We start from the raw sequence: 14,644 nt of genomic DNA on the forward strand, positions 1-14,644 counted from the left end.
CTAAAGCAGAGATCTCAAGCCTGTGAGCTCTGACCTGTCGTTTTGACCGACTGCGACCCCCGGCCTGTGCCGGGGCGCACGCTGCTTGAATGCAGCACCTGATCTGTTGCTGACATATCACACAGTGCCCTCAAGGACACCGCGCATACGTCAAACGGCTCATTGGCCCTCCACCCCCCTCACCATAACGGTCGAGCTTCGTATGGGGCGTACAAGCCGCAACGATGCCGGGAGGGGGAACAAACAGCGTTTGATTCCAATGGTTCAGGGGAAAATTCTATGACGTCGCTTTTCCGGGGCAAAGCGACTCTGCTTTCTGCAAGCATTCTGGCGACAGCCATGCTGGGGGTAAGCCCCGCGCTGGCAGCGGATGCTTTGCCAGCCGACGTAGCCGCAGAAGAGAATGACGCAACGATCGTTGTGACGGCGACACGCCGCGATACCTCGCTTGCCGATGTTCCCATCAATATTTCCGCGCTGAGCGCCTCTACGCTTGAATCGCAGCGACTGAACGACGTCCGCGATCTCGGCGCTTTCGTCCCCGGCATCACGATCACCGACACGGGGCCGCGCGGCGCGGGTACAATCGTCATGCGCGGTCTTTCCGCCGACGACACGAGCACATTTGCTGACAACGCCAACAACGCGATTGGCACCTACCTTGGCGAAGTTCCGCTCTATCTCGATTTCAAGCTGATCGATCTGCAACGCATCGAAGTGCTGCTCGGGCCCCAAGGCACGCTTTATGGCCTAGGCACGCTGGCCGGCGCGATCCGCTATATTCCTGAGCGGCCCGATGCTTCGAAGGTCAGCGGCTATGTTCATGGCCGCCTTTACAACGTGAACAACGGCGACGGGGCAAGCTATGTCATCGACGGCGCGCTCAACCTGCCGATCATCTCTGATGTGCTCGCGTTCCGCTCGGCTACTGGGTACTATTTCGACACCGGCTTTATCGATTATCCCTATGCAGTGAAGACGATCGGCACTTCGCTGCCCCAGCCCGGCCCGGTATCAAATCCGCTTGGCACCGCTGCTCAGCAGGACGCGAACTTTACCCGCCAGAAGGACGTCAATTTCGAGCGCACGTTTACCACGCGTAATCAGCTCGGCCTGACCGTGCCCGACTTCAAGGCCTATGTGTCGTTCGTTTACCAGCAGACCAAGACCAATGGCCGCCAAGCCAATGGTGCCGGTGTTGTAGGCGAGGGGCGGTATGAAGGCCCATGGCGCGTCCTTGAGCCATCGAACCGGCAATCGTATCTGCTCTCGCTCGAAATGGAAGCGCAACTGGCTGATATCATGACGGTTGTATCGTCCACGGCCTTTACCGAGACGACCAACCGCAGTTCCTCAGATGTTACCGATTTGCTGATAGATCTCGACTATGCCTATGATAGTTGGCCCCAGTTCGTCGGATTTAACCGGAATTACGCCAGGACCAGGCAAATCAATCAGGAACTGCGCTTCGTTTCGGCGCACGGTGGCCCGTTTAGCTGGGTGGTCGGTGGCTTCTTCAACCAATCAAAGGTTACCACTTCTGGACGCGAGTATGTGCCCGGGTATGGCGCGTCGGACGTCGCAATGGCCGACGGTGCCACTCCGACCCCGGACGACAATGAATATGCCGCATTTGGGCGCAGCAAGCGGACTGAACAAGCCGTTTTCGGCGAGGCCAGCTTCAAGATCACTCCTGAATGGCAAGTGACAGGCGGCCTGCGGTATTATCATTATGATGTTACCAGCCGCGGCGGTGCTACCACTCCGTATTTTACTGGCGCAGTAACAGTCGATGAAGACATCCCGTCGCTGTCAGGAGTAGCACAATCCGGTGGTGTCGTCTGGAAGGCGAACACCTCGTATAAGTTCTCAGATGATATATTGCTGTATGCTACTTACAGCACAGGATATCGTCTCGGTGGTGCCAACACCGGTGCGGGTGCTTGCGCTAACCCACTGCCACCCGGGCAACAAACCTGCGCTTTGCCGAATGAGCTGTTCTTCGGCCCTGATAAGACCAAGAACCTTGAAATCGGCATTCGTGCCGCGCTGTTTGACAAGCGCGTCTCGTTTAATCTGTCTGTATTCGATGTGAAATGGGACGGTATCCAGCTTGCTGGACAAACCTTCTACGGTGCCGTGGGCATTACGGTTAATGGCGGCAAGGCAACCAATCGCGGTGTTGATTTCTCCTTCAACGCAAATGTGACCGACCGTTTCGCATTGCGAGGAAACTATTCCTACCTCGACGCGAAGCTGACCGAGGGAGTCCCCAATCTTCTCCAGGTCCGCGATACACTTGTTTCAAGCAACCGCCCGAAGTTCACCAAAGTTGATGTTCTCGCCGGTGATCGCTTGCCTGGTTCTGCGGCGCATTCCGGCGCGTTGTCGGCAACATACACGCTGCCGATGGGAGACAACAAAACCATCTTCGATTGGACCGCGACTTATGTCGGCGACATCCTGACGCGCGTCGGCGGGCGCGGGGCAGGCGAGAAGCTGCCCGGTTATGTGATGAACCGCGCATCGCTGACCTATCAGACGCCGGTCTATGAAATCTCGTTCTTCGCCAACAATATCTTCAATAAGTATGCCGTCACCGGGGTCAGCAATGATCTCAGCCGCGTTGGCTTTGCCCCGAGTGGAACGCTCTCACGCTTCTATGCGCGATCGGTTGCGCGCCCGCGCGTGATCGGCGTCGAGGGCCGCCTGAAGTTCTGAGCAGGCGTTACGATGAGAGGAGGGGGCGTGATCATCATGATCCGCCCCCTTTTTTATGTCGAGGCAATGCCTTGCGCGTCAAAAAATGCCTGCACCGGGGCCAGCGCGGCTTCATGGTGCCGCCATTTCGCCACCGAATCCGCATAGATCGGTCGCCGCACTTGCGCTGCGCTGGGCGTGGCGACGGCGGCAGTATTGGTGTGGAAAGCCAAGGCGGCGTCGGTCCATTCCAGCCCGCAATGCGCATACAGGCGGCGGCTTTCGGCCTCCTGATCGGCGACCAGCGCTTCATACTGCACTTGGCAAACCCGCCCCGGCAGCAGGTGCTCCCAGAATGCCATCAGCCGGTCGAAACGGGCATAATAGTGCGCGATATCAAGAAGATCGTAACTGTAGGCATAATAGGCCGAGGTTGTCGCAAAGAGATTCTTGTAGTTGCTCCACACCGTAACCATCGGATGGCGCCTGAGGCAGATGATCCGCGCTTGCGGCAAGGCGCGCGCGATATGGCCGATGTTGAAGAAGTTGGCGGGCAGCTTGTCGATAAACCGCCCGTCGTCCCGCCGCCGATGCAGCGCGGCGCGCGCCATGTAGGCCGCGCCCACCTCCTGAGGGGCCAGCGCGCCCGATGCCGCCACCGTTTCGGGATCGATCACCATGCGCGAACGCGTGCCCGAAAGCTGCTTGATCGCCAGCGGCATCGCCTGCAGCTCCCCGGCGCTGTGCACATCGGGATGGGAGGAGAGGATGCGATCGACCAGCGTGGTGCCGGTGCGCGGCATGCCCGTGATAAAGATCGGCGCGTCGGCCACGGTGCTGGTGCCCGCAAAAAAGCCGGGCTGGCGAAATCCTGCCTCGATGGCATCGAATGTCTTGGCATCGCTTGCGAACTGGTAGCCGATCCGCGCCTTATGCGCCGTGTTCGCGGCGGAAAGGTGGCGGAAGGACGCCGCCGCGTCGCCGATGTCGTCATACTCCTTGGCCAGAGCATAGCGGATGCGCAAGCCATCATCTGGCGCGGGCCCGCGCGCCAGCACGGCTTCGAGCCGCGCGATGTGGTTGGCCTCCCGGGTGGCTTTGGCCAAGCCCGCGAGCGCGTGGTGCACCCGGCCGTTGGACGGCGCGGCGGCGAGGATGATCTCGTGCTGCGCTGCCGCTTCAGCGATGCGGCCGACAAAGCCGAACGCAGCGGCGAGGTTGTAACGGTAATCGGTGTTGCCCGGATCACGCGCGACCGCCGGCGCGAAGCAGCGCAGCGCCGCTTCATGATCGCCCAGCCGCGTATGGATATTGCCGATCGTATCGAAAGTGAGCGGGTCCTGCGGCCCCATGTCTTCGGCAGCTTGCGCGGCAGCGCGCGCTTCGCCGTCGCGGCGCAGCATGATCAGCAGGCGCCCCTGCTGCGCCAGCATCTCGGCGGTTGGCCGCAAGGTGATGGCGGCTTCGATATGGGCCAGCCCCGCGCTGATCCGCCCTTCGCTGGCATCGGCGATGCCGAGCAGGAACCGGCCTTCGGCCGCTGTTTCAGGTGCCTCGGCCAGACCTTGCGCCAGCCGCCGCACCGCCGCCATATCGTCGCGCGCCAAAGCTTCGCGGGCTGGACTGCTGCTCACTGATCGTCCGAACGGATCGCCATGGCTGCGGCAGCCGCGCGCGTTTCCACGCCCAGCTTCTCATAGATCCGCTCCAGATGCTTTTGCACCGTGCGCGGGCTGATGATCAGCACATCGCTGATATCGGCGTTCGATTTGCCGTAGCTGATCCACAGCAGCACTTCGGATTCGCGTTCGGTAAGCCCCAGCCGCTCTTGCAGCCGCGCCGCATCCTCGCGCAAGTTGATCGCGTTCAGCCGGATGAGCACCTCGTTCTCTCGGTACTGGGCGATCACCACCAGCTCAAGCGTGCCTTCCTCGTGATCGAGCCGGACGCTGGCACCGCGCGTGTCAGTGCGGGCGAGCAGCCGCTCGACCGCCTGACGCAGCACTTCGGGTAGCATCGTCTGCTCGCGGTCCCAGCCGGGGGCAAAGCGCATGATCGCCCGCTCGGCCAGCGGCGTGCACCACAGCATCGTGCCGCGCGTGTCGGTGGCGAGCATCAGCCGCCCGGTGGCATCAAGGCTGGCGGTGCTGGCCTGAACCGCGCGCGCCTGGATCAGATGGACGCGCACCCGGGCCACCAGCTCGTCGACATTGACTGGTTTACGCACATAATCGACCCCGCCAACCTCGAAGCCTTGCACCACATGCTCGCTCTCGGTCAGCCCGGTCATGAAGATCACCGGCACATGCGCGGTTGCGGGATTGGCCTTGATCCGCCGTGTCGTCTCAAACCCGTCCATGAACGGCATCACCGCATCCATCAGCACCAGATCGGGCACCACATGCGCCAGCAGATCGAGCGCGGCGGCACCAGACGTTGCGACCAGCACGGTGAGCCCGGCGCTGTCGAGCGTGTCGGTGATCAGCCGCAACGTATCTGGCTGGTCATCGACCACCAGCACGGTTTCTCGGCGGTTCGGCTCGGCATCCATCTCAAAGCTTCTCCAGCCGCCGCGCGAGCGATGCAAGGTCAAATCGGTCAAGATCGGCATAGAGCAAGCCGGTCAGCATCTGTGCCTCGGGCACCGCGCTTTCGAGTGCACGGATCTCGGCCTCGATGCCGCGCACATGGCCGATCTTGATGCAATCGCGCAGCCGGGCAATGTGGTCCGTCGCAGCGGGCCCAAGCGGTGTTTCCGAGGCCGGAGCGGCGGCGGCAGGTGCCGGTTCTGCGGCTGCCGTCTCGCGCGTCCAGCGAAGCGCAAGTTGGTCGCCCAGCGCATCGATCAGCGCGCCGATCTCGATCGGTTTGACCAGAAACTGGTTGTGCGCCGCTGCGCCTTTCGCAGGCTGTCCGTCCGCGCCCGCCGACTGCCCGAAGCGCTCGTGCGCATTGGCCGAGAGCATGAGGATGCGCAGTTCGGCCTTCTGCCGCGCGCGCAGCGACGAGGCGGTTTCCCACCCTGAGGGGCCGGGCATGGCGATATCGAGCAGCGCGAGATCAAAGTCCTGCGCTTCGGCCAGCGCCAGCGCGGTTTCGCCGTTCGCCGCCGCCGCCACCTCAAAGCCGAGGTCTTCCAGCACCGCGCGCACGAACGAAAGCTGGCTGAGATCGTCGTCCATCAGCAAGATGGAGCGGCGAGGCCCTTCATAACCGGTGATCCGGCCAACCGCTGCGCCCGCCTCGCGGTGCCCGGTCACCGCCGGGAGGAGCAGGCGAACGCGGAAGATCGCGCCGCCGCCGTTTTCGGCATCAGCATCGCGCACATCGATATCGCCGCCAAGCACGCGCACGATGGCGCGGGTGATGGCAAGGCCAAGCCCGGCACCCTCGGCATGCGCCACTGCGCCGGTGCCGCGCTCGAACGGAATGAAAATGCGCTCGCGGCTGCTCGCCGGAACGCCGGGGCCGGTATCGCGCACTTCGAACGTCGCCACTTCGCTGCCAAAGGACAGCGCCAGCTCGATCTCGCCCTCCTCGGTAAACTTGACCGCATTGGCGAGCAGATTGATCAGAACCTGGCGCAGCCGCTTTTGATCGGTGCGGACAAATTCAGGGATGCGGCCGCTTTGCCGGTTAACAAAGCGCAATCCTTTGGCCTCTGCCTGCGGGCGAAACATCTGTTCGAGATGCTCAAGGAACGCGGGCAGACGCACCACGTCGCTGGCCACGCGGGTCTGGCCATGCTCGACCAGCGAGATATCGAGCAGGCCCTCGACCAGATCGCTGAGATGCTCGGCGCTGCGGCGGATGATGCGGGCGGCGTCGCGCGGCACCGTTGTGGTGCCGCGCTCCATCAGTTGGGAATAGCCATAAATGGCATTGAGCGGAGAGCGGATCTCGTGGCTGACATTGGCGAGGTAGCGGCTCTTGGCCTCGCTCGCCGCGATGGCCGCATCGCGCTCTTTGGCCAGCTGACGCAATGTCGTCTCCGGGTTCGCTGCTGCGAGTTCCGGTGCATCATCGCTTTGTGCCGATGACCCGTGAAACCACACGACCCCGATGGCGACGAGCAGCGCCGCAATCATCATCAGCGGCGCTACACCGCTGGAGTCCTGCACGTAGTGGAGCGCAAGACCTGCGATCACGGCCACGAGCAAAAGAGTGGCCAGCGGGCGCTGCCACTTTGCGGCATCGCTCATTCTGCCAGCCGCCGTCGCTGTCACGCAGACCCCGCAGTGTGTGCGCTGGGCGTCACACGCAATTGATATGCCGCGCCGCTGCGCCAACGCACGTGGGCCCTACCATCCGGCAGGGGTCTTTCCATCGCAGGAAACATAATTCCCTCAGGCAACAAGAACTGTTCAATCGACAGGATGCTCGCGCTTTTGCACTGCAACGACGAGCGCCTCAAGTCTAACCTGATGGAGCGGCCAGCGCGGTTGTGCGGTTGCACACTCCGTCAATGCGTCATTGCGGCACAATCTGCGCTATCCGTCAGCCGTGCGGGCAATGATCCTGGCAAAGCCTGCAGGTCCTGATCAGGCGATTGTGTATTCTTCAGGGACAAAAGTTCGCGTCATTTTCCAGTAATCGACCAGCCGGTATGGCAGCAAAGCAAAGACCCGGCCCTGATCGTTGCGGTACCAGTTGGTCAGCCCCTTGTGGGTCCAGACCATGCCGGCATGAAGCGCATCCACCTCGCGAACATGCGCGGCATGCACTTCGGGCCTCACATCGGCCGAATGGGCATCCTGCTCGATCACTGTGCGCAAGGCGGCCATGATGAAGCGCACCTGGCATTCGGTGATGAAGATCACATTGCCGCCGTGCGCAAGGCCGGTGTTGGGGCCCATCAGCATGAAGAAATTGGGAAATCCGGGAACCATGGTGCCGAGATAGGCGGTTGCGTCGTCCGGCCCCCAGAAATCGTGGAGGTCTTTGCCGCCCACGCCCCTGATCGTCATCGGGGCGAGCACTTTGCTGGCCTGAAAGCCCGTGGCATAGATGATGGCGTCGAGTTCGATCCGCCGCCCGTCCTCGGTCTCGATCCCTTCGGGCACGATCCGCGCGATCCGGCCCGTTTCCAGATCGACATTGCCGCGTTGCAGCGTCTCGAACCAGTTGTTGTCGATGAGGATGCGCTTGCCATAGGGGGGATACGTGGGCGTCACCTTATCGAGCAACGGCGAATTTCCGCCCAGCTTGGAGCGCAGATAGCGCACCATGTATTCTCGATGGCGCGCATTTTTGGCATTGATCGACTTGCCGCCGTCATCCCAGTTCGGATCGACTTTGAGCGACGCGTGGAGGCCATCGGCAAAGGCCCAGAACAGCTGGAACCGATACCAGCGCGCAAAGAACGGGATATGCGCCAGTGCCCATTTCATGCCGTCTGACACTTCGGCGAAATAATTGGGATTGGGCACGACCCAGTGCGGCGAGCGCTGGAAGATCGTGAGGCTGGCGACATCCGGTGCAATCGTCGGCCCGACCTGCTGGCCCGAAGCGCCGGTGCCGATCATGCCGACACGCTTGCCGCGCCAATCGAAATCATTGTCCCATTGCGCGGTGTGTAGCGCTTTTCCGGCAAAGCTATCGCGCCCGGCGATATCGGGAAGTTTGGGCCGATTAAGCACGCCCACCGCAGAAATAACCGCCTTGGCCTTGATCTGTTCTTCCGTGCCGCCTGCCCGCCGCAGGGTCAGCGTCCAATCGCTGTCGCTGTCAGACCAGATCGCCGATATCACCTCTGTGCCAAACTGGATGTGATCCCGGATGCCGTAGTGATCGGCGGCGTCTTCGAAATAAGTCCACAACTCGTCGCGCTTGGCGAAAAAGTGCGACCAATCGTGGTTGGGGAAAAACGAGTAGGAATAGAAATGGTTGGGCGTATCGACGCCGCAACCGGGATAGAAGTTTTCATACCAGCTGCCGCCCACCGCCGGGTTTTTCTCGATCACGGTGAAGGGCAGCCCTGCCTCCTTGAGCCGGATGGCGGCGCAAACCCCGGACATCCCGCCGCCGATGATAACGACCGGGAATTGCTCCAGACGCGCGGGCGCGGGCAGCGTGTGCCAGACCATGTCGCGCGGATCGGGCTCGGCAAGATCGAGATCCTCGCGCATCATCGCGGTATAGTCCTCGGAGACATCTTCGCCCGCGGCGGTGCTCAGCATGGCGCGCAGCGCATCGCCTTCGGGGATCGGCGGTAGCGGCCTTTTGCCTTCGGCGCATTCGATCAGGATCGCCGTCAGCCGGTCGCGAATCTCGGCGCGCAGCACCTCCGGCATGGTTTCGTGGTAATTCATCGGGCCTGCAATGAAGGGCCGCGCGCGGCCGAGCAGGTCATGATCGCCAGTGAATTGCACCAGCACGAGCAGCAGGGTTGCGGCATCGGCGCCGTCCAGCGCGGCGCGCATCTGCGCGTGATCGCCCGCCAGCTCGGCAAGACCCGGTCCCGACGCGCCGCCCGATGCGCGCGCCGAAGTTCCTTCTGCCGCCTGATCGCCCTTGTTCACACCATTCTCCGTTCCTGCAATCTTCTGACCCGGCGATTTACAACTTGCAACCTACCTATGTTACAAGATATCTACGCGATAGTATAAAAATGTGCAGGCAAAAGCACGCTTAGGGGGAGAGAGTCATGGTTGGGTTTCCAGCAAAAAGTTCCGCACTGCGCGCGGCTGGTTCTATTCGCGCGTTCGCGGCAGTCAGTTTGGTTGCCGTCTCGCTCGTCGCCGCGCCCGCTATGGCGCAGCAGAGCCCGGAGAATGCGGCGCAGCCGGACACCGGGCTCAGCGACATCGTCGTAACCGCCACGCGCAGCGCCGAAGCGCTCTCCAAAGTCGCGGCATCGGTTACGGCAATCTCGTCGGCCGATATCGGCGCGGGCCGGATCAAGGACGTCGCCTCGCTCGCTTCGGCCATCCCCAATCTCTCGGTCGGCGATCAGTTCGGCGTGAACCGTATCTTCATTCGCGGCATCGGCCTGACCAGCATCGATCTGGGCGCAGATGGCGGCGTCGCCTTCCTGCAAGATGGCGCGCAGATCGCGCGCCCGGCGGCTCAGCTTTCGGGCTTCTACGATCTTCAACAGGTCGAAGTGCTGCGCGGCCCGCAAGGCACGCTTTATGGCCGCGGCGCGACCGCCGGTGCGATCAACCTGATCACCAAGAAGCCTACGCCCGAACTCGATGGCTATGCCCGGCTGACTTATGGCAACTACAATACGCTGGCAATCGAAGGCGCGGTGGGCGGGGCTATCGGCGGCGGCGACAAGGTGATGATCCGGCTTTCGGGCAAGTTTGATCGCCGCGACGGGTTTGGCATCAACGAGTTCACCGGCTCGCAGATCGACGATCGCAATGCCTATGCGTTTCGCGGCAGCATTATGTTCAAGCCGTCGAGTGAATTCAGCGCGTTGATCTCGGCCGAGCATTTCCATGAAGGCGACAACAACTACGCGTTCCACTATTTCGGCCCGACGGTGGCTCCTGAAAACGCGCTCGGCGCCCTGCTTGGCGGGCAGTCGCTCTTCACCGTGGCCGCTGCCAAAGGCGTGAAGGCGAACCTGCGCAACATCTATTCGGATCAGGAGCCGATCAACCAGCGCCGCGGCACGAGCTTGACCGGAACGCTGGAATGGACCCCGGGCGACCTGAGCGTCAAATCGATCACTTCGTATCACGTGTTCAATCGCTTCAACCGCGACGATCTTGACGGATCGAACGCCAATCTGTTTGGCCAGAACAATTATACCGAGCGCAGCCGGACGATCAGCCAGGAATTCGTCGGCAACTACAAAACCGACAAGCTCGATCTCGTGGTCGGCGCGATGCATTTCAACGAGGACCTCTATGGCGCGGTGCGCGTGCCGCTGACCAACCTTGGTCTCCTGTTCGGCCGGCCCGCCAATACGTTCGACACCAGCGCCTATCTGCAGCAGGGCCGGGTCAAGATCGACGCCTTCGGCATTTATGCGCAGGGCAGCTATGCGGTCACCGACAAGCTCAAGATCACGCTGGGCGGCCGGTTCAGCTATGAGAAGCGGCAGGGCACCGGCACGTTCGAGTTCCTTGGCGTGGTGCCTACCGACAAGCAGAAGTCGTGGAGTGCGTTTACCCCCACCGCGACGCTGAACTATCAGGCGACCGACAGCACGCTGATCTATGCCTCGGTCACGCGAGGCTTCAAATCGGGCGTGATCAATGTCGGCTCGCGCAACGATGTGATCAACCCGGAGTACGTCTGGAGCTACGAAATCGGGCTCAAGACGGCGGCGCTGAACAACCGTCTGCAGGCCAATCTGGCGGCGTTCTATATGGATTACAGCGACCTGCAGGTCGGCTTCGTCGATGCCACCAGCGTGGTCACAACGGTGAACGCGGCTTCGGCGCGCAATTATGGCTTTGAGGCCGAGCTGCGGGCCAAGCCTGCTCCGGGGCTGACGCTCGAATTGTTCGGCACGTATCTCAATGCGAAATACCGCCAGTTTAACAGCGGCGATTATCGCCAAGGTTTCGCGGTGGTGAGCCTTGCCGGCAAGCGGTTGTCGAATGCGCCGGAGTTCTCGTTCCGCGCGGGCGCAAATTATGACATCCCGCTGGGCGTCTCGGGCACGCTCAACGTGCGCGGCGATGTCAACTGGCAGGACCGGGTGTTCTTTACCGAGTTCAACAATGCCGATGCGACGCAAGGGGCCTATGCGCTGGTCAGCGCGGGCCTGAAATACACCAGCGAGGACAAGCGCTGGAGCCTTGAAGTGTGGGGCCGCAACCTCACCAACCAGCTGGTGCTGACCAACAACATCATCACCGCGCCGCTGTTCAACAGCGTCCGGGTGGGCTCGGTCGCACCGCCGCGTACTTACGGCGTGACGGCGGGCATCAACTTCTGAGTTGGAGTATGCGCCATGGCTGAAAGCGTGACGTTTGATTTGACGGATCCCCAGCTGAAGCTGGATCCCTATCCGTTGTTCAAGACATTGCGCGAGAACGATCCGATGCATTTCTCGCCGCTCGGATTTTGGGTGGCAACCCGGTATGACGATGTTCGTGCGGTTCTGATGGATCGCACGAATTTCGGGCAGGGCGATTTCATCCAGAACATTCGTCTGTTCTATGGCCCTGATTTCGATGTTCTGGCGCACTCCGCCTATCGCTGGTTGTCGGAGATATTTCTGTATCAAGACCCGCCGCGCCACACTCGCGTTCGCGGACTTGTGACGCTGGCACTGACCGCCCGGCGCGTGATGGAAATGCGGCCGCGTGTTCAAGCGATTGCCGATCGGCTGCTTGGCGCGGTGGTTGATCAAGGCGGAATGGAGGTCATCCACCAGTTCGCCTATCGCTTCCCCACATTGGTCATGTGCGACATGCTCGGCCTGTCGCCCGAGGAAGCTTCGGACGAAGTGCTGGCGGCGCTGAACCAGGCCATCGCCGATTCGTTCGTGGTGTTTGAGATGCGTGCCTTTTCGCCCGAGGAACTGGTCCTTGCCAATCGGCAGATGGATTTCCTTCAGGACTTTTTCGGCAAGGTGTTTGCCGCGCGCAGGCTCGATCCGCGCGACGATCTGGCCACTGATTTGTGCAACGCGCGAGATGAGCATGGCCCGCTGACCGATCATGAGATGGCGACCGTTGCCATCGGGCTGTTTGGCGCGGGCTTTGAAACAACCGCGCACATGATCGGCAACGGGCTGCTTTCGCTGGCCCGTTTTCCCGATCAATGGGACAAACTGGTGGCCAATCCAGCACTTGCCGTTTCAGCTACCGAAGAGATCCTGCGTTTTGAGAGTTCGCTGGTCGGGACCAATCGCACCGCCTTTCGCGACACGGAGGTGGGCGGGAAGACGGTGCGCGCGGGAGAGCGCATCCTGACGCTGGTCGCTGCGGGCAACCGCGATCCGGAAATGTTCGACGAGCCGGATCGCTTCGATATCGAGCGCAGCGGTCCCCGGCACCTCTCCTTCGGCGGTGGCATCCATTTTTGCGTGGGCGCAGAGTTGGCGCGGCTGGAAGGCGAGATTGCGCTGACGGCGTTGGTGGAACGCTTGCCTGGCCTGAAGATCGACCTCGAGACCGCGCAGTGGCGGCAGGAGGGCTTTATGTTTCGCGGCCTGACCCGGCTTGATGCGAGCTGGTAGCCGCTAGAGCTTTTCCTTGCGCAGCTTGATGCCGCTGGCTTCGCGGTCCCAGCTGTCTGCCGTGATGCCTGCCCCGCGCAACTGCGCTTTCATCACTTTGGCGGTCGGGGTCTTGGGCAATTCATCAAGCACGCGGATATAGCGCGGCACCATGAAATAGGGCAGCCGTTCCGCCAAAGACGCGACCAGCTCGGCAAAGTCGATCACCGCGCCGGGCACGGCTGCAATCACCGCCATCACCTCGTCTTCGGAATACTCGCTCGGCACGCCAATGACCGCCGCTTCGCGCACTGCCGGGTGCATCATGACCTGGCTTTCCACCTCGAACGATGAAATGTTCTCGCCGCGCCGCCGGATGGCGTCCTTCACGCGGTCGACGAAATAAAAATAGCCATCCTCATCGCGGCGGAAGGCATCGCCGGTGTGGAACCAGCCGTTGCGCCAAGCGCGCGCGGTCGCTTCGGGGTTCTTGTGATAGCCGCTGTTCATCGTCCAGGGACGATCAGTGCGGACCATCATCTCGCCAACCGCGCCCACCGGTACTTCGCGGTCATGCTCATCGACCAGCCGCACCTCGACCCCGGGGCGCGGCAGACCGCAAGTCCCCGGCTTGACCGGGTTCGGCCCCGAAACGATCGGAGAGGAAATCTCGGTCATATTGAAAATGGTGTAGACATCGATCCCGAAGCGCTCTTGAAACGGCCCTGCTTCGGCCGTGAATGGCACCATGAAGGCCAGCCGCACGCCGTGGTCGCGGTCATCGGCGGCGGGCGCGCGCTTCATCAGAAATGTGGCCATCACCCCCAGCAGGAAGATCGCGGTGCAGCCGGTGCGGCGCACAAACGGCCAGAAACCCTCGGTCGAGAAGTTTTCCATCAGCGCGATCGAGCCGCCGCGCGCCAAGGTGACAAACGGCAGACCCAGCCCGCCGATATGAAAGATCGGCATGTTGACAAGGAAGCGGTCTTCGCCGGTCACGAAATGCCAGCTGTCTGGTCCGGCATTGGTGTAGAGATGGAGGTACGAGGCGAGCACGCCCTTGGACGGGCCGGTGGTGCCAGAGGTATAGATGATCGCCTGATTGTCCCACGGCTCGATCGGCCGAAGCAGTGGCTGCAATTCCGCTTCCTCGCCCGTGACCGAACTGTAAGCGATATGCGGCGCGATGTTGCCCTCGGCGCTTTCCCCCACCACGATCACGCGCGCGATGGCGGCCCGGTCAATGCCCTCCAGCCGATCGAGCAGCCCGGCATGCGCGATGAGCAGCGCCGCGTCCGAATTGGCCAGCACGTGTTCGAGGATCGCGCCGCGATAGGCTGTGTTGAACGGCACGAACACCGCGCCAAGGTAATTGACTACAAAGAACGTGATCAGCGCCTCGCGCCCATTGGGCAGCCAAACCGCGACATGCTCGCCCTGCGCCACGCCCAGCTTTTGCAGGCCTGCGGCCTTGGCCACCACGAGCGCGCGCAGCTCGGCATAAGTCCAGCTCGTGCCGTCCTCGAACACCGCGTAGACATGATCCCCGCGCGCCTCGGCCCAGTCATCAAGCAAGTATCGCAGCACGCAGACGCGGCGGTCGGGCAATTCTGCCGAAGCCAGCGCCTTAGCCACGGTACGGACGCCCCGGCGCAACCATTTTCATCACCATGCTGATCGCATCCATCACCACTTCGGTAGCCGACCAGCGGCCGCTATCATGATACCACAGCGCGATCCACGACAGCAGCCCGCTGACCCAGATGGCGGTGCGCGAGGGGTCCTGAATGCCGAATTCCCCGCTCTTGCGGCCTTTCT

General features: G+C 62.0%; 8 protein-coding genes and 1 pseudogene. 3 read left to right on the forward strand and 6 right to left on the reverse strand.

Translation table 11 applies throughout. From position 1 onward, the window contains the following. The first annotated feature begins 162 nt into the window (after positions 1-162). Positions 163-2,721: a TonB-dependent receptor gene (locus tag Q0O40_RS12040; protein ID WP_367183744.1), complete on the forward strand. Its 2,559-nt coding sequence runs from the start codon at positions 163-165 to the stop codon at positions 2,719-2,721. A gap of 53 nt (positions 2,722-2,774) precedes the next feature. On the opposite strand, the gene Q0O40_RS12045 is transcribed toward Q0O40_RS12040, so the two are convergent. From Q0O40_RS12045 to Q0O40_RS12060, 4 genes are all read right to left on the reverse strand, one after another. Beyond that, the gene (locus Q0O40_RS12045; RefSeq protein WP_367183745.1) at positions 2,775-4,334 is read right to left on the reverse strand and encodes a sulfotransferase; all 1,560 of its coding nucleotides are present in this window, start codon (positions 4,332-4,334) and stop codon (positions 2,775-2,777) included. Further along, complete coding sequence (locus tag Q0O40_RS12050) at positions 4,331-5,251, reverse strand: response regulator (protein WP_295530060.1); 921 nt, start codon at positions 5,249-5,251, stop codon at positions 4,331-4,333. Before Q0O40_RS12050 ends, Q0O40_RS12045 begins: the two co-directional genes overlap by 4 nt. A 1-nt stretch (position 5,252) precedes the next feature. Further along, positions 5,253-6,902: an ATP-binding protein gene (locus Q0O40_RS12055; RefSeq protein ID WP_295530062.1), complete on the reverse strand. Its 1,650-nt coding sequence runs from the start codon at positions 6,900-6,902 to the stop codon at positions 5,253-5,255. Between the two features lie 339 nt (positions 6,903-7,241). After that, positions 7,242-9,221 (reverse strand): NAD(P)/FAD-dependent oxidoreductase, encoded by a 1,980-nt coding sequence (locus Q0O40_RS12060; RefSeq protein ID WP_295530065.1) that lies wholly within the window; start codon positions 9,219-9,221, stop codon positions 7,242-7,244. Positions 9,222-9,346: 125 nt separating this feature from the next. On the opposite strand from Q0O40_RS12060, the gene Q0O40_RS12065 reads away from it, so the two are divergent. Together Q0O40_RS12065 and Q0O40_RS12070 are read left to right on the forward strand one after the other, a co-directional pair. Continuing rightward, entirely contained in the window at positions 9,347-11,599 is a 2,253-nt protein-coding gene (locus tag Q0O40_RS12065; protein WP_295530067.1) for a TonB-dependent receptor, read from the forward strand. Positions 11,600-11,614: 15 nt separating this feature from the next. Then, on the forward strand, positions 11,615-12,847 hold the full coding sequence (locus Q0O40_RS12070; RefSeq protein WP_295530070.1) for a cytochrome P450: 1,233 nt from the start codon (positions 11,615-11,617) through the stop codon (positions 12,845-12,847). Between the two features lie 3 nt (positions 12,848-12,850). Here the strand turns inward: Q0O40_RS12070 and Q0O40_RS12075 are convergent, their stop codons facing one another. Both Q0O40_RS12075 and Q0O40_RS12080 read right to left on the reverse strand, forming a co-directional pair. Beyond that, a complete protein-coding gene (locus tag Q0O40_RS12075; RefSeq protein WP_295530073.1) occupies positions 12,851-14,461 on the reverse strand; it encodes an AMP-binding protein in 1,611 nt (536 codons plus the stop codon). After that, positions 14,454-14,644: pseudogene (locus Q0O40_RS12080) on the reverse strand (hypothetical protein); the annotation flags it as partial. The gene Q0O40_RS12075 and the pseudogene Q0O40_RS12080, both read right to left, overlap by 8 nt.

Source organism: Novosphingobium sp. Chol11, assembly GCF_945870625.1.
Classification (GTDB): domain Bacteria; phylum Pseudomonadota; class Alphaproteobacteria; order Sphingomonadales; family Sphingomonadaceae; genus Novosphingobium.

What these genes read in the sequence shown, in the direction of transcription:
- Q0O40_RS12050 (WP_295530060.1), bottom strand. Translation starts at nt 5,251, where the DNA reads ATGGATGCCGAGCCGAACCGCCGAGAAACCGTGCTGGTGGTCGATGAC.
- Q0O40_RS12055 (WP_295530062.1), bottom strand. Translation starts at nt 6,902, where the DNA reads ATGAGCGATGCCGCAAAGTGGCAGCGCCCGCTGGCCACTCTTTTGCTC.
- Q0O40_RS12065 (WP_295530067.1), top strand. Translation starts at nt 9,347, where the DNA reads ATGGTTGGGTTTCCAGCAAAAAGTTCCGCACTGCGCGCGGCTGGTTCT.
- Q0O40_RS12070 (WP_295530070.1), top strand. Translation starts at nt 11,615, where the DNA reads ATGGCTGAAAGCGTGACGTTTGATTTGACGGATCCCCAGCTGAAGCTG.